General features: G+C 68.1%; 13 protein-coding genes. All 13 read right to left on the bottom strand.

Features of this window, described 5'->3' with window-relative positions:
- Positions 1-91: 91 nt before the first annotated feature.
- The 13 genes from tssC to AC57B5_RS06925 all read right to left on the bottom strand — a co-directional run bounded on the left by tssC (position 92) and on the right by AC57B5_RS06925 (position 15,662).
- Entirely contained in the window at positions 92-1,585 is a 1,494-nt protein-coding gene (gene tssC, locus AC57B5_RS06985) for a type VI secretion system contractile sheath large subunit (protein ID WP_012205676.1), read from the bottom strand.
- A 28-nt stretch (positions 1,586-1,613) separates the two neighbouring features.
- On the bottom strand, positions 1,614-2,156 hold the full coding sequence (tssB, locus tag AC57B5_RS06980) for a type VI secretion system contractile sheath small subunit (RefSeq protein WP_012205675.1): 543 nt from the start codon (positions 2,154-2,156) through the stop codon (positions 1,614-1,616).
- Positions 2,157-2,279: 123 nt separating this feature from the next.
- Positions 2,280-2,702: a hypothetical protein gene (locus tag AC57B5_RS06975; protein WP_496399106.1), complete on the bottom strand. Its 423-nt coding sequence runs from the start codon at positions 2,700-2,702 to the stop codon at positions 2,280-2,282.
- Positions 2,699-3,724, bottom strand: a complete 1,026-nt coding sequence (tssA, locus tag AC57B5_RS06970; protein ID WP_207475968.1) for a type VI secretion system protein TssA — start codon at positions 3,722-3,724, stop codon at positions 2,699-2,701. Before tssA ends, AC57B5_RS06975 begins: the two co-directional genes overlap by 4 nt.
- A gap of 57 nt (positions 3,725-3,781) precedes the next feature.
- On the bottom strand, positions 3,782-4,486 hold the full coding sequence (gene tagF / locus AC57B5_RS06965) for a type VI secretion system-associated protein TagF (RefSeq protein WP_141831945.1): 705 nt from the start codon (positions 4,484-4,486) through the stop codon (positions 3,782-3,784).
- Complete coding sequence (tssM, locus tag AC57B5_RS06960; RefSeq protein ID WP_065346970.1) at positions 4,468-8,124, bottom strand: type VI secretion system membrane subunit TssM; 3,657 nt, start codon at positions 8,122-8,124, stop codon at positions 4,468-4,470. Before tssM ends, tagF begins: the two co-directional genes overlap by 19 nt.
- A 4-nt stretch (positions 8,125-8,128) precedes the next feature.
- Positions 8,129-9,460 carry a DotU family type VI secretion system protein gene (locus AC57B5_RS06955; RefSeq protein WP_012205670.1) on the bottom strand — a complete coding sequence of 444 codons (1,332 nt, stop codon included), beginning with the start codon at positions 9,458-9,460 and terminating at the stop codon, positions 8,129-8,131.
- 21 nt (positions 9,461-9,481) lie between these two features.
- Positions 9,482-10,816: a type VI secretion system baseplate subunit TssK gene (gene tssK, locus AC57B5_RS06950; protein ID WP_012205669.1), complete on the bottom strand. Its 1,335-nt coding sequence runs from the start codon at positions 10,814-10,816 to the stop codon at positions 9,482-9,484.
- A 17-nt stretch (positions 10,817-10,833) separates the two neighbouring features.
- Positions 10,834-11,433 carry a type VI secretion system lipoprotein TssJ gene (gene tssJ / locus AC57B5_RS06945; RefSeq protein ID WP_012205668.1) on the bottom strand — a complete coding sequence of 200 codons (600 nt, stop codon included), beginning with the start codon at positions 11,431-11,433 and terminating at the stop codon, positions 10,834-10,836.
- A gap of 19 nt (positions 11,434-11,452) precedes the next feature.
- The gene (locus tag AC57B5_RS06940) at positions 11,453-12,241 is read right to left on the bottom strand and encodes a PP2C family protein-serine/threonine phosphatase (protein ID WP_013802366.1); all 789 of its coding nucleotides are present in this window, start codon (positions 12,239-12,241) and stop codon (positions 11,453-11,455) included.
- The gene (gene tagH / locus AC57B5_RS06935) at positions 12,238-14,334 is read right to left on the bottom strand and encodes a type VI secretion system-associated FHA domain protein TagH (protein ID WP_496399105.1); all 2,097 of its coding nucleotides are present in this window, start codon (positions 14,332-14,334) and stop codon (positions 12,238-12,240) included. Before tagH ends, AC57B5_RS06940 begins: the two co-directional genes overlap by 4 nt.
- A 42-nt stretch (positions 14,335-14,376) precedes the next feature.
- A complete protein-coding gene (locus AC57B5_RS06930) occupies positions 14,377-14,865 on the bottom strand; it encodes a TssQ family T6SS-associated lipoprotein (protein WP_224986306.1) in 489 nt (162 codons plus the stop codon).
- Positions 14,866-14,873: 8 nt separating this feature from the next.
- Positions 14,874-15,662, bottom strand: a complete 789-nt coding sequence (locus AC57B5_RS06925; RefSeq protein WP_063326055.1) for a PEGA domain-containing protein — start codon at positions 15,660-15,662, stop codon at positions 14,874-14,876.
- Between the last annotated feature and the right edge of the window lie 7 nt (positions 15,663-15,669).

The following is a 15,669-nucleotide window of genomic DNA, read 5'->3' as shown; positions in this document are numbered from 1 at the left end:
GAGGGGAAAGCTTCTCCAGGCCTGTTTCTTGTTATGGGGCCTGGCCCTGGTGCGAGCGTGTCGGCACCAGGAGCCAGGTAGGCGGGCAGTCTTACTTCGCGCCCTGCTTCACGGAAGGCAGCTTGGACACCAGGCGCAGCGACACGGTCAGGCCTTCCAGCTGGTAGTGGGGGCGCAGGAAGAACTTGGAGGTGTAGTAGCCGGGGTTGCCCTCGACTTCCTGCACCTGCACCTCGGCGGCGGCCAGGGGCTTGCGGGCCTTGGTCTCCTGCGAGGAGTTGGCCGGGTCGCCGTCCACGTAGTTCATGATCCAGTCGTTGAGCCAGCGCTCCATGTCGGTGCGCTCGCGGAAGGAGCCGATCTTGTCGCGCACGATGCACTTGAGGTAGTGCGCGAAGCGGCAGCAGGCGAACATGTAGGGCAGGCGCGCCGACAGGTTGGCATTGGCCGTGGCGTCGGAGTCGTAGTACTCGGCGGGCTTGGCCAGCGACTGGGCGCCGATGAAGGCGGCCACGTCCGAGTTCTTGCGGTGCACCAGGGGCATGAAGCCGTTCTTGGCGAGCTCGGCCTCGCGGCGGTCGCTGATGGCGATTTCCGTGGGGCACTTCATGTCCACGCCGCCATCGTCGGTGGGGAAGGTGTGGGCCGGCAGGTTGTCCACCGCGCCGCCCGATTCCACGCCGCGGATGGAGGTGCACCAGCCGTAGTACTTGAACGAGCGGTTGATGTTGACCGCCATGGCGTAGGCCGAGTTGGCCCAGCAGTACTTGCCGTGGTCGCCGCTGTCGGTTTCTTCCTCGAAATCGAATTCATCGACCGGGTTGGTGCGCGCGCCGTAGGGCAGGCGTGCCAGGAAGCGGGGCATGGCCAGGCCGATGTACTTGGCGTCGTCGGACTCGCGCAGGCTGCGCCAGGCGGCGTACTCGGTGTTGGTGAAGATCTTGGTCAGGTCGCGCGGGTTGGCCAGCTCCTGCCAGGATTCCATCTGCATGATGGCGGGCGCCGCGCCCGAGATGAAGGGGCAGTGGGCCGCGGCGGCCACCTTGGCCATTTCACCGAGCAGTTCCACGTCCGGCGGGCTGTGGTCGAAGTGGTAGTCGCCCACCAGGCAGCCGAAGGGCTCGCCGCCGAACTGGCCGTACTCCTCTTCGTACACCTTCTTGAAGACGGGGCTCTGGTCCCAGCCCACGCCCTTGAAGCGGCGCATGTTGCGGTGCAGCTCCTTCTTGGAGATGTTCATGACGCGGATCTTGAGCATCTCGTCCACCTCGGTGTTGGTCACCAGGTGGTGCAGACCGCGCCAGGCGCCTTCGAGCTTCTGGTAGTCGTCGTGGTGGATGATGCGGTTGATCTGCTCGGACAGCTTGCGGTCGATCTCGGCAATGATGGCCTGCACCGTCTGGTAGGCATCGTTGGACAGCGTGATCGCCGAGCCCAGGGCCTGCTGGGCCAGCGTCTGCACGGCCGCTTCCACGGCTTCGCGGGCCTGGTCGGTCTTGGGCTTGAATTCCTTTTGCAGCAGGCTGCCGAATTCGCTGCCGGCCAGCGCCTGGGTCGATTGTTCGAGTTGGGTTGCGGTATTCATGACGTGCTTGCCTTCCTGATGTGCTGCCTCAAGCCTCGGATGCAGGGCCCGAGGCCTGCGGGGCAGTGATGTTGGGCGCGGCGGCCAGCGACTTGAGCAGCGCAGGGTCCTTGAGCACCTTGCCGATCAGCTCTTCGGCGCCCTGCTTGCCGTCCATGTAGGAAAGCAGGTTGTGCAGCTGGGTGCGGGCCTCCAGCAGCGAGTTGAGCGCGCCCACGCGCCGCGCGATGGCGGCGGGGGAGAAGTCCTCCATGCTCTCGAAGCTCAGGTCGATGTTGAGCTTGCCCTCGCCCGTCAGCGTGTTGTCCACCTGGAAGGCGACGCGGGGCTTGATGGACTTCATGCGCGCATCGAAGTTGTCGATGTCGATTTCCAGGAACTTGCGGTCGGCGATTTCGGGCAGCGGGTCGACGGGCTTGCCCGACAGATCGGCCAGCACGCCCATCACGAAGGGGATCTGCACCTTCTTTTCCGAGCCGTAGATCTCGACGTCGTACTCGATCTGCACGCGCGGCGCACGGTTGCGCGCGATGAATTTCTGACCACTCTTGCCGGTTTTGGTGAGCGACATGCGGGTGTTCCTTTCAAGAAAAAAATAGGTCGCAGAAGTAAAAAGCCTGGAGTCCCGCCTTGCGGCGGACCGAAGGGCTGAGGGCGCAAGAGGCCGTGTGGAAACAGGTGGACGGGGTGGGTGTCATGGGGCAGCCGGCTCCTTGAAAGCGAAGTCCGGGTCCAGCAGATCCGTGCATTCCTCGCAGTAGAGGTAGGCGATGGAGCGCTTGTTTTCCGTCGTCCCCCAGCCGGTGCCGCTGTCGATGGTCAGATTGACCTGGCGGCCGCCCTTGAAGCGCACGACGGCACTGGCGCTGCAGCTACCGGTTTCATAGGCACGCGCGTAATTGAACTGGCTGCTGGGCCTGGCGTGGCGCAGGAAGTAGCGCGCGCGCTTTTCGTCAATGCGCAGTGAATCGCAATGGATGCTGGGGTCTTCGCTTTTGGCGGTGCCGTCGCGGATCGTGATGCGCTCGATGGCGTTTGCAGGCCGTGCACCGGCATCTGCGAAGGCTGGCGTCGAGAGACCCACGCCCAGGGCCATGAAACAGCATTTGGCCTTCATGTCTGCTGCTCCTGCAGGTGGGCGCCCGTGATCACTTCCACCTGGGCCAGGCTGTCGGGCGACAGTTCGCGCAGGATGTCCATGAAGCCCATGCGCATGAAGCGGGCGGCGCGGCGGATGAGCAGGGGGGCGGGGTTGGAGGGCTCGGTGCGCTCCACGAAGGCGGCGATTTCCAGCAACTGGGCAATCGCCTGTTCGCGGTTGCGCGCCGGGGCGGGTGCCGAGCCTGGCGCGGGGTGGGCCACCGTGCCGCCCTCTGTACCGGTTTGTGCGGCCGGATCGGTTTCGGCGGCCGTGTCGGCATCGCCTGTGGACTGGGGCTGCCATTGCTTGAGGGCCAGCAGCAGCTGGCGCAGGCCGTCGAGCTCGGGCTGCTGGTGGCTGGGCAGGTGCTGTTCGCAGCAGGCGCGGATCCGGTCGAGTTCCTGCAGCGCAGGGGTGACGGCCAGCAGGGTTTCGTGGCCCTCGGCATGCGCGCGGGCCGAGGCCATGCGCAATTCGTCGGCGGTCAGGTGCGGCAGGTCCTCGGGCACGTTGCCCTTGGCCATCAGTTCGGCGTCGCGCACGCTGATCTGGCCCAGGGCGCCGCGCAGGAAGTCGGCGTTGCGCAGGTCACGCACAAAGCCTGTCACGTCCGACAGGGTGCCCAGGGCGTTCATGCGCATGAAGTAGTCGTCGCCATCCTCGGGCAGGGGGTGGACATGCTCCCAGTGGCGCTCCAGCAGGGCGCCGCACAGCTGCAGGCCCTGCAGCGTGCCGGGCAGGCCGTGCAGGATGGTCCAGGCACGGCACAGCAGCACGGCCACGCGCAGGTCCTTGGTGCGCTGCATCAGGGCCGAGGCCTGGCGCTCCACGTCGCGCCAGTCCGGTGGCTCGGCGGGGATGACGGTGTCACCGAACTGCTGTTCTACCTTGCCCTGGGCAGCGCTTTCCATGGCCTGGAAATCGTTGTCATAGGTAAGGTCCGGGCCGCAGGGCGGCTCGGCGGCGGTCTCGGTCAGCAGGTCCTGGATATTGGCCATGGGCGGGTCGGTGTTGCTTGGGTATGGTGTGGAGTGGACGGTGCGATCTGGACGAACTCAGGCGCCCTTGAACAGCCGGGTGAACAGGCGGCGGTGCAGCACTTCGTGCTGGACCACTTCGTCAGGGGCGTGGCGCGGTGTGGCCGAGATCCACCAGACGGAGGTGGTGGAGCCCGGGCGCATGCAGGCGCGCCAGTCCATGCGGGGCAGGCGCGCGGCGTTGCCTTGCGAGGCGCCCATGTCGAGGTCGGCCAGCAGGCTGTGGATGGAGGCGCTTTCGGAGGCGCGGCCGTCCTGCTGGAACGGCCATTGAAGGGTGGCCAGCCGCTCATCGAGCTGCTGGGCCGATAGGGGCAGGCGCCGGGCGTCGATGAGCGCATCACGGGCGCCGCTCAGAAAGCGTTCGATGTCCTGGTCCGACGCCGGCATGCCGGAGCTGCCGTCCACCGTGGCCATGATGGCCAGCGGAAAGAGCCGGCCGATGCGGTCGGAGCTGGGCCCGATCACGCCCACCATGGGCTGGCCCAGGATGGAGGCGGGGCACAGGAAGAACCACAGCGGCGAGTGCACGAAGCGCGTGGACCAGTTGTCGGCCGCATCGCTGCGCAGCTGGTCCATGCCGTTGCGCAGCCATTCGTCCCAGCGCATGGTCAGTGCGTGGGGCATGCGCCGGCCGACGAAATCGCCCTGGCTTGGCAGCTTGCCCCACCAGGCGGCGCAGGGTCGCTGGAGGGTCATGGCGTTCACAGCCGGTCCGGACATTCGAATTCCTCCATGGCCTTGAGCCGGAATGGGTTGAGGACGCTGCTGGTGGTGACTTCCATGCGCAGCTTGCGTCCGTCGATGGTGAAGATGGCTGTGAAACGCTCGGGCGAGTTGCCCGGCAGGATCTGGGCACGGTCGAACAGGCGGTGCAGCGCCCAGGGGCCTTCGGTCACGATGCCGGTGTTCTGTGCGCCGGCGGCCGTGATCTGCAGCCGGGCCTGGCCGGTGCCGCGCGTGCCCGGCCAGGAGACGGCCTTGGGGATTTGCGGGCCGTGCTGGTAGCGCACGATTTCGCCGTCCACGTCCAGCACCATCTGGGAGATGGAGGCGTCCATGTCCAGCGGCTTGATCTCCAGCCGGATGCCGGGCGTGTTGCCGCCTGCGCGGAAGAACACGTCGCGGATGGAGGCCGCGCGCTGGAAGGCGGCCAGCGAGGCAGAGCCTCCTACCGGCGTGCCGTCCACACCCTGCTTGAAGGTCCAGGGCACGGTGGAGATGTCCACCATGGTCTGCAGCTGGGTGCGGAAGAACTCGTCCATGGTGCCGCCAGTGGCGAACAGGCGGGCGAAGTCGTCCGTGGTCACGTCGCGCGTGGCGCTCCGCGTGAAGGGGTAGCGGCCCAGGATGGCCCGGCGGCAGAAGTCGCCGATGGTGGCGTTGAGGTTGCCGCCCAGCGTGCTGCGCACGCTGCTTCCCACAAAGGACGATGTGGACGTGGCCAGGGCCTCGTACATGCTGTTGAGCGGAGGCGGCACGCGCTTGGCTTCCGAGCGCACCTTCTCCAGCGTGCCGCTGAGCGAGGGAGGCACGCCGCCGCCCTGGATCACCTGCTGGCGCGCCGAGGCGATGACGGCCGCCGCCTCGTTGAGCACCTGCAGGCTGGCGGTGATGGGCGCCGGGCCCGAGCCGTTGCTGGTGGCAAGGCGCCGGTATTCGCGGAAGCGGAAGTCCACGATGTCGGCCTCCAGCGTGCCCGTGGCCAGCATGCCGCCCACGTTCAGCGGCTTGCCGGTCAGGCGGCTGAGCTGGTGCTGTTCCTCGCGGATGCGCTGCAGTTTCTCGCCCAGCCAGCTGCTGGTGCTGCCCGAGCTGCCGCCTTCCTGCTGGTCCGGGCGGCGGGCCAGCGTGGTCTCGCGGGCCACGGCGCGGATGAACTGCTCCAGGCTGGAGTTGGCGGACGAGTACAGGCGGGCCTGCTCGCCGGCCTGCTCCAGCGAGGCCGTGCGTATGGGGCGGATGTCGGCCAGGAAGGTTTCCCACAGGCGCGCGTACTCCATCAGGTACAGGCGCTTGACCTCGTTGGCCAGCTGGCCCGTCAGCACTTCCTGGGCCACGCTGCGCCGGCCTTCGGCCTGGCCCAGCACCCAGGTTTCCTCCTTGGCCAGCAAGGTGGTGACCTTGGGCAGCTCATGCAGGAAGAGGCCGTGGTAGCCGTCATAGGTGAACAGGCCGCTGATGCCCTGGGTGAGCGGCTTGCCGCTGGCACGCGCAAAGACCTGGGGCGCCTCGGGACCGCTGGCACGCACCACGCTGAAGTCGGGCGGCAGCTTGTCGCCGGTGTTCAGCAGCTGCTTGAGGCGGCTGTAGGCGCGCTGGGCGGGCGACATCTGGGCCAGGCGCTGGCGCACCTCGGCGACCAGGTTGGCGTCGATGGGCTGGGCGGAGACCACCACGCGGCCGTCGATGAGGCGGTCCAGGTGTTCGGACAGCTGGTCCACCAGGCCGGCCTGCACCAGATGCTGGGGCAGGGTGTTTTCCCAATCGCTGCGCAGCCAGGCCTTGACGAAGGTGGCGTCGAAGTGGTCGGGCTCGTAGAGCATGAGATAGGCCTTGAGCGTTTCGTAGCTGGCCTCGGGGCTGCCGGTGCTGACCTGGCGCAGCGAGCGCGCGACATGGCTGCTCAGGCGCGGCAGCCAGGCGTCTTCCAGCAGGCGCAGGTAGGTGGCGTGGGCGGCCGTCTGTACCTTGGGCACCTGCAGCAGGCCCCAGCGCCAGCCCAGCGGGGCCGATTCCTCGAAGCGGCTGCTCTGCGCCACGCGCGCCGCGTGGTTGAGCATGGGCACCAGGGCGACCACGTTGTCGGGGTCGGTGGCCTTGGATTCCTCCACGGCCTGGCGCAGCGTGCTGGCGTTGTCGGCCACTTCGTTCAGGTAGCGCTGGTTGTTCTCGTAGCTCAGCGTCCAGGCCAGGGCCGCGCCGCCCAGGGCCAGCAGCAGCGCGCACAGGCCGGCGGCCTGCATCAGGCGCAGCTGGCGCTCTTTCTTGGCGTTGCGCCCGGTCAGGCCGGACTCGTTGAACATCACGTCCTTGAACAGCGACTCCAGGAAGTAGCTGCGGCCCTGCTGCGGCACGGCATCGGCCGGCAGGCGGCCACGCAGCGCAAAGCGGCGCGACAGGGCCGACATCACGCGGTCGAAGGGCATGCCCTCCTGCGTGCCGCTGGTGAAGTAGACGCCGCGCAGCAGCGGCTTTTCCTTGAAGCGCGAGGCGGAGAACGCCGCATCCAGCGTGTCGCGCACCACGTCCTTGAGGCCGGCAAACTGCTGGGGCAGTGCGTAGAGCAGGCTGCGGCGCGCAAGGTCGGGCTCGGTCATCAGCCGCTGGGGTAGCAGGCGGTTGATCTGGGCGACCAGTGCGTCGAACTCCTCCATGTACAGGGCGCTGGCGGCCTGCGGGTCGCTGGCGGGCGAGCGCTGGGTTTTTTCGTCATAGGGATAGGTGAAGCCCCAGACCTGGGCGCGCTCCTCGCGGCTCATGGCGCCGAAGAACTCGTTGAAGCCCGCCAGCAGGTCGCTCTTGGTGACCAGCACGTAGACGGGGAAGCGGATGGTCAGCTCCTCGCACAGCTCGCTCAGGCGCAGGCCGATCAGCTGGGCCAGCTGGGCGCGCTCGGCGTCGCTGGCACTGAGCAGTTCCTGCACGCTGAGCGTGACGATCACGCCGTTGACGGGCTGGCGTCCGCGAAAGCGCTTGAGCAGCTGCATGAAGCCCTTCCAGGCTGCCTTGTCCTGCTCCGCATCGCTTTCCTGGGTGGTGTAGCGGCCGGCCGTGTCCAGCAGCACGGCCTGGTCGGTGAACCACCAGTCGCAGTTGCGCGTGCCGCCTATGCCGGGGATGGCGCGCTTGCCGAACTGGGCCGCCAGCGGGAAGTCCAGCCCCGAGTTGATCAGGGCCGTGGTCTTGCCCGAACCCGGCGAGCCGATGATCAGGTACCAGGGCAGCTGGTAGATGTAGCGCTTGTTCCAGCGGCCGAACAGGCCGCCTTCGGTCTGGCCGAAGCGGGTCTTGCTCAGCGTGTCCAGGGCTTCCTTGAAGCGCGACTCCAGCTCGGCCACTTCCTCGGAGCCTGCTGCGGGCGTGCCGTCCGCCTCGCGCGGCGAGGTCAGGCGGGCCAGGCCGGTCATGAGGTGCTCGTTCATGCGCTGTGCGCGCCACCAGCGCAGCAGCAGGCGCAGGAACCAGAGGATGAACAGGCCGGCGATGATCCACCAGCGCACGGTGGGGCTGCCCAGCGGCTGGTAGGGCTGGATGAAGACGAGCGGGCCGACGAACCAGATGAGCAGGCTCAGGGCCACCAGGCCCAGAAGCTCCAGCATGTAGCGGTTGAACAGCCATGAGGCGATGCGACGGATCATGGGATCAGTTCCTGGTCTCGGGTGCGGCAGGCAGGGCCTGCAGTTGCTGGTCACGTTGCTGGGGCGCGACCAGCAGGACGATTTCCACCCGCCGGTTCAGCGCCCGGCCTTCTGCCGTGTTGTTGGGGGCGACGGGGTCGCTGTCGGCACGGCCCTCGGCATGCAGGCGCTGGCGGTCGCGCAGCGAGCCGCCCAGCATCTGGGACACGGCCTGGGCACGTTCCTGCGACAGGTTCCAGTTGGACGGGAAGCGCGCCGTGCGGATGGGCAGGTTGTCGGTGTAGCCATTGACGACGACCTTGCCCGGCACTTCGTCCAGGGCCGCTGCCACGCGGTGGATGACCTGCACGTAGCGGGGCTTCACGACGGTGGCGGCCGGGTCGAACAGGCCGTCGCCGCGCAGGATGACGGTGCTGCGGTCGGCCTCGTCGCGCACGCTGACCAGGCCTTCGCGGATCTCGGGCTCCAGGAACTGGCGCAGCCGCGGCTTGAGCGTGGCGACGGTGGCGGCCGCTGAGGTGCGCGGGAAGCGGATCTCGTTGATGGCGGCGAACAGGTCGTCCGAACTGTTGGACAGCCGGTAGCTGAACCACAGGTAGATGAAGAACGCCAGCAGCAAGGTGATGGCCGCGGCCACCCACAGCGGCACCATGGCCCAGGGCGGCGAGGCCAGGCGCTGCACGCCACGCCAGTGCACGGACAGCAGGCTGCTGCGGTCGCCGCGCGTGGATTCGATGAGCTGCAGCAGGCGCGCCTTCAGCGTTTCCAGCTGGGCGCGGCCGTTGTCGATCACGCGGTAGCGGCCTTCAAAGCCCAGCATCACGCAGTAGTACAGCAGCTCGATCAGGTCGATGTGCTGGTGCGGCGTCTGCACCAGGCGGGCCAGCAGCTGGAAGAACTTCTCGCCGCCCCAGGTTTCGTTGTGCAGGGCGACCAGCAGGCTGTGCTTGGGCCAGACGCCGGCACTGCCCCAGGGCGTCTGGGCGGCGGTCTCGTCCAGCACCGTGCAGATGCAGTAGCGTGCACCGATGATGGTTTCCATGGGCACGCCGCTGGCGCCTGCGCGCTGCTCGAATTCGCGGATGTGCTCGAGCAGCAGTTGTTGCAGCGCGCGCGGGTCCTCGTTGGTGACCATGGCGCGGATCTGGGGGATGAGGTTCAGCAGCCGGTTGGCGGCGGCCACCAGCGGGTTGCCGCCGCTGACCACGTCGGGCAGGTTGGAGCGCAGCGGCTCCTGGCCGGCAGGCGCGGGCGCGGCGCTGGCCGCGCCTTCGGCACGGCCCGTGTCGGCGTCGCCGCCCCAGGGCATTTGGTGGCTGATGTTGGAACTGTTCATGTCGGAAGATGCGTCGCGCCGTCAGCGGCGGATGGCCCAGAACTCCAGTTGCAGGTCAGGGAATTCGCCGGAGACGTGCATGGCAAGGCCGCCGGAGCTTTGCAGCTGGTTCCACAGGTCGTGCGTGGTGTCCACCTCGAAATAGTTGTAGCCCGCGTGGTAGGGAATCTCGCGCGGGGCAATGGGCAGCGGCCGCAGCGTGACGCCGGGCAGGTGCAGGTTCACCAGGTCGCGTATGCGCTCCACGGGGCCCAGCTTGGTCTGGGTGGGGAAGTGGGTGCGCAGGAATTCCGGCGTGGTCTGGGCATGGGCGGCCAGCACGAAGTCGCAGGTGGTGAGCAGTTCGGTGGACGGGATCAGCGCCACGCGCACGCCGTACTGGCGGTCGTGCAGCGGGATCTGGATGGCGTTTTGCTCCAGCACCGAGGACAGGCTGCGCCGCAGCTCCAGCATCAGCGGCGGGAAGCTGCGCCGCAGGTCGTCATGGTCGTAGGCGGGCAGCACCTCGGGGCGGCGGCGCTCGTGGTCGAAGGTGGTCAGCTCGGCGGCCAGGCGCAGCAGTTCCTCGAACAGGCGCTCGGGGTGGATGCTGGCGGTGCGCACCCAGTGCTGGGCAGCGCCCGTCCAGTGGTTGATGAGCTGCAGCAGCAGGAAGTCGCCGACCTCGCCGATGCCGCCGCGCTCGGGCTGGATCATGCGCTGGGCCAGCACTTCGCCGCGCTGGCGCAGCAGGCCGTGGATTTCCTTGCAGAAGGTGTTGAGCACCGAGCTGGGCCCGTTGTTGACCACGGTGGGGATGAAGCCGGGCTCCAGCAGCACGCCGCCGCTGGCCTGGCGCTCCACCACATGGGCCACGGGCAGGCTGACCCAGCCTTCGGTCAGCTCGTGGGCGGGGCGCAGGCTCAGGCGCAGCCGGCCCAGCTGCACCTCGGCGGGCTGGGCACCCACGTCGTTGCTGTCCGCCACTTCGGTCACGTCGCTGAGATAGCGCGCAGGGCTCTGGGAGCCTTCGCCAAAGGTCACTTCGCTGCCCGAGAAGCGGCGCAGCGGCAGCGCCAGGTGGACCACCACGTCCTTGAAGTCCTTGCCGATGTCCAGCGGGGTGGGCGCCTCGTCGTCGCCCGGCAGCTGGAACGGCGTGCCGTCGGGCAGCACGCCGTGGGCCGAACGGATGCCCAGCTTGCCCATGCGCAGCAGATCGGTGTCCAGCTCCAGTTCCGAGAAGCCCCAGAAAAAGGGCTGCCCCGGCAGGCTGCGTGACTGCAGTTGCCGGAACAGGAAGCGCTCCTGCTGCTGGAAGTGCTGGGGCCGAAGGAACATGCCCTCGGCCCAGATGACTTTGCGTTGCCAGACCATGGTGGATAGATGTGCGTTTATTGGGATGCGGGTTGAATGCGGACGGTGACCTCTTCGCGGGTCAGGTGCACCTGGTAGCGCACGGGCTGCAGCTTTTCGGTGGAGCCCATGCCCCACCAGCGCCTGCGCAGCTCCACGGAGTTGGGCGCGACGGCCGAGGCGCGCCAGGTGCTGCGCTCCAGATCGCGGTAGGCGGCGAACAGGCCGAAGGCGCGCACATCGGGGTTGCCCTTGCGCTCAATCACCTGGCGCTGGCCGGGCGCGACCAGGAATTCCTCGCGCCGCACGAAGTCGCTGCCCAGCTGGCCGTCGTCCTTGTCCTGCAGGTCGAAGAAGCCGGCGCGGTCGAAGGCGGCGGAGGCGCGCAGCTCGTAGATGCGCAGCAGCACGGGCTTGGGAATGCCTTCACGGTCCGGGTTGATGTCCATGTCCGCCACCACTTCGAATATGGCGGTGGGAACGGCTGTGGGCGCCACTTCGGGCGCGCGGCTCAGGGGGTTGAGGGAGCCGCAGCCGGCCAGGCCGGTCACCACGGCCGTGCCCAGGCCCAAGGCGCCCAGCGTTTGCAGCGCCTGCCGGCGCCCCTGCGATCCCTGCGGTTCCTGTGATCTCCACATGGCTTCTCCTGTCTCGATGTCAGTCATTGGTTTCACGCGGGCAGATCCACACCGTCAGCGCGCTGAGGTTGTCCTGGTGCGGATTGCCGCTGGATACGACGCGGCCGACCATGCGCTGTATCCATTCGTCGGGGCGTTGGCTGGCGGCCAGCAACTGCTCCATTTCCGACTCGTGCATGCCTTCCCACAGGCCGTCCGAGCACAGCAGGAAGACATCGCCGGCCTCCAGGGCCACGGCGTCGGCGCGGATGCTGGGCGGCACCTGGCCCTCGGCGCCAATGGCGCCGGCCAGCACGTTGCGGTTGGGCAGGCGGCGCGGGTCGTTCTCCTCGTACAGGCCGGCGTGCAGCAGCTGCTGCACCAGGCTGTGGTCTTCGGTGCGCAGGTGCATGCGGCCCGCGCGGAACCAGTACAGGCGCGAGTCGCCCCAGTGCGCCCACAGGGCCCGGCCCTGCTCGGGATCGATGCACAGCACCACCACGGTGGCGCTCATGTGCATGCGAGAGACCGAGGTGGACTGCTGGCCGCTGACGCGGTGCTCCGCCTGGGAAATCAGGGAGGCCAGGCTGGCGGGGGCGAACAGCGGGTTCTGCCGGAAGCCATCCACCACGGCCTGCACGGTGAGCTGGGCGGCGAGTTCGCCATGCCCATGCCCGCCTGCGCCATCGGCCAGCGTGCAGCACAGGCCGCCGGCGCCCAGGTCCATCAGGCCCATGGCGTCTTCGTTGCTGGAGCGCCTGCCGCTGTGGGATGCGCTGGCCACCTGGATGCTGTAGCGGTGGCCGTCTCCGTCGAGGTAGGCGATCACGGCTGGCCTTTCACGGACTGCTCGGCGTTTTCGTAGGCCTCGACGAAGGTGCGGCCCGAGAAGGCCATCAGGTCGTCCTCGGCATGGCGGCGCAGCACGTCGAAGTTGTGCTTGTAGTCGTCCCACAGCGCGGCCTTGCGGCCATTGGTCAACAGCTTGTCCAGCAGGCCGGGATTGGTTTCTGTGCGGCGCTCCAGCTCGGTCGGATCGAACCGGGTCAGGGCCTCGGCATAGGCGGCGCGGATGCCGGCCATCAGGGCCAGCTGGTGCACATGCAGGTCCTGGAAGGCGTCCTGCATGGCAGGCAGCGGCTTCATGAAGCCCGGGAAGGTCTGGTGGACCATCTGCATGAGCACGCCCTCGGAATTGGGCAGGAACTTGAGCGGGTTGTTGGCCCCCGTGGCAATGATGGTCACGCCGGCGCGGAACTCGCGCTTGATCTCGGAGCGCGCGGCCAGCAGGTCGATGGTTCCCTGCACGGCAATGCGCAGGGCTTCGCCGAAAGTGCGCATGAATTCCGGTGTGACCTCGAAATGGGTCTTGGCCGGGTTGAGGCCTGCGCCCTCCATGAAGGCTGCGGCCAGTGCCTGCAGATCGGCGCTGGCGGCCGGCTGGGGCTGCACGGGAATATCGACGGGCGCGGCGGTGGAGGGCAGGGCGCCGATGGGGATGGCGGCGTCGCCCTGGCCGAGGATGCTGGAGGCCGCGGGGATATTGACGTTGATGCCTGCGTCAAGGGGGGGAGCCGAGGCAGCGGCAACGGCAGCCCTGGCGACGGGCGCAACATGGGCAAGACCGGACTTGAAGAGGTCCAGATCCAGTCCATTGGTGGGCAGCAGACCGTCCAGCGCGGCCGGCTCGGCGGGGATCTGGGGCACGGGCGCCGGGGCAGGCGCGGCAACCGGGATGTCCTGTGCCTGAGTCTGTACCTTCGTCTGTACCTGTGCCCGTGCCTCCACCTGTATAGGCAGCTGCTCCTGCACTGCAGGAATCACGGTATCGATCACAGGCGGGAGTGCGGGCTGGGCCGGTGCTGCCGCCTCCTGCGGTAGCGCCGGCTCTGCGGGCTGTGCATGCGATTGCATGCGCGGCAGATTGAAGGCCTGGCCCAGTTCGGAGCCCCGGCCCGAGGCCTGCTGCAGCGGCTGCGCATCGGGGGGCATGCCGCCCTGGTCGAACAGCGCAAGCGGGTCGAGCTTTTGGGATTGCTCGAAGCACGAAGGCAGGCCTGTATGAGAGGCATCATGCAAGGCCTCGGTGCTCAGGCCCTTAAGCGGCAGGGTGTGGACCATGCCGTCATGGCGCTGCTGTATCAGCTCGCCCGTGCCTTGCGATGGCAGGCCGGCCCAGCCTTCCTCCTGCTGCCGAGCCTGCTGGGGCGGCGGAGCAAAGGGGTCGAAATCGTTGGGGATCAGCAGGGGGCGATGCTGCGGCTTGGCGGGCTGCGGCATGGCCAGTGCAGCCTGCTCGGGCGGGATGGCGCTCTCGATCGAAGGCACGGCAGGGGTCTGGATGGCATCCAGGCTCAGTGCCGTCAGGCCTTCCCAGGGATCGGCGATGCCGGGGGCGGCGGCAGGCAATACGTCTGCCAGCGGCGCTGCCTCTGCCAGCGGCGTTGCTTCCGGCAGCGGGGGCTGGGCGGCGACGGGAGGCGGGACGATCTGGGGCTGCGGGGCGGTTGTGGCGGGTGGGGCCGCTGCCTGTGTTGCTTGCGCGGCTTGTGTGGCTTGCGCGTTTTGCATTGCAGCCGAAGGCGGTGCCTCGAAAGGCGTGCCCGGCGCCACGGCGGCCAGGGTGTAGGCGCCGATACGGATGCGCGCGCCCAGGGGCAGGCCCACTTCCTGGCCCGAACGCACGGGCTGCTCTGCCACCCAGATGGGATCACGCTCGCTCAGGTTCGCAACAAAGGCTCCCTCGGAATCCAGCCTGACCATGGCGTGCACGCGCGCGACGGAAGCGTCCGGGTCCGAGATGATGAGCTTGTTCTGGCCACTGCGTCCGATCGTGCCGCCGGCCATGCCGAATACGGCATGCCAGTGGCGATCGACCGGAACGCCATCGTGGTCCACGACCCTGAGTTCGATTTTGTCCATGGAGTCTTAGGCTAGGCAGTTTTCAGGAAGCGTCGGGATGCCTCAGGAGGCTTTGCGCGCGGGCGCAGGGCGCTTGTTGCGCAGCGCGGCACGGGCGTTGTTGAACTCCCGGCCCCAGATGGGATGGCCCTTTTCGGCCTCGGTCAGCTGGAAGGTGGGGTCCAGGGCCAGGGCCATGTCGAAGTGCTGGCGGCAGGGCTTGCGGCGGCCTTCCACGCAGTGGCTGAAGGCGATGTACTTCAGCGCCTTGACCTGGCTGCTCATGGGCAGTTCCTGCGCGGTGGACAGGGGCGTCAGCGCCGTGATGGCGTCCTCATAGCGGCCGTCCACATAGAGCTGGATGGCTTCGACCAGCTCCTGCTCCTTGATCACCACGGGGTCCACGGGCTTGACGGGCTCCGGAGGCTGGACCACGGTCGGGGCCGGCTCGGGCTCCACGGGCTTGGGCGCGGTTTCACACGCGGCCAGGCCGAAGGCAACGGCCAGGGCAAGGGTCAGGCGCTGGATGGAGTGAGGAATATTCAGGGTCATGGACATGGTCAGCGGGCATCAAAGTCATGGGAAAGGGTCACCGACTGGCCGTCGGTGATGCGGATCACCTGCCGATAGCTCTCGAAGCCGGGATTGCGCAGCTCCACCGTGTGGGAGCCTGGCGCCAGCTTGAGCAGCACGACGGGAGGGGTGACGCCGGACGGCTTGCCGTTGATCAGCACGTTGGCCCAGGGGCTGACCCTCAGGCGCAGGTTGTGATCTGTCCGTGGCGTCTCAGACCGTGCGGCCAGCGCGGCGGAGCGCGCTGGAGCAAGGCCGGGTGTCAGGGCGGTGATCGAGGTGATCACGCGGCTGTTCAGTGCAAAGCCACCGGCGGTGGGTGCCGCAGGCGCCGTGCGCAGCCGCTGCGCGGAAGGGCAGCGCTGGATCCAGCGGTCCTGGGCGCGGCTGTAGGCGTCCCGCCACGGCGTACCCGTGGTTTCGTAGGCTTGCAGTGCAAAGCCCGGGTGTGCGGAGAACGCGGAGTCGAAGGCCGCCTCGCAGCGCGCCCATTCCTTGTGCGTGCAATAGGTGTAGGCCAGGTACTTGTGGGCGGAGGCCCGCTCCATGGGATCGGCCAGCCCGCCAAACAGCGCAGCTTGCAGCGCACGCTCGGCCTGGGCCAGGTCGCGCGCCTCGAACAGCGCAATGCCCTGCGCCAGCTGCGGGCGTCCTGCCGAGCCGGTTTGGGCCGGCGCTGCCTCTTCGCATGCCGCCTGGGAATGCGCCAGGCAGGGCAGGCCGAGCACTGCAGTGCACAGCATCCATCGCCAGCGGTGGTTCATCAGTCGAGCCATGGGCCGC

The sequence above is a fragment of the Delftia sp. BGA-UO-ETr-SB1 genome (genome assembly GCF_059567865.1).
Note: the sequence above shows the minus strand (reverse complement) of the source record. Positions and strands in the feature narration are given on the sequence as shown.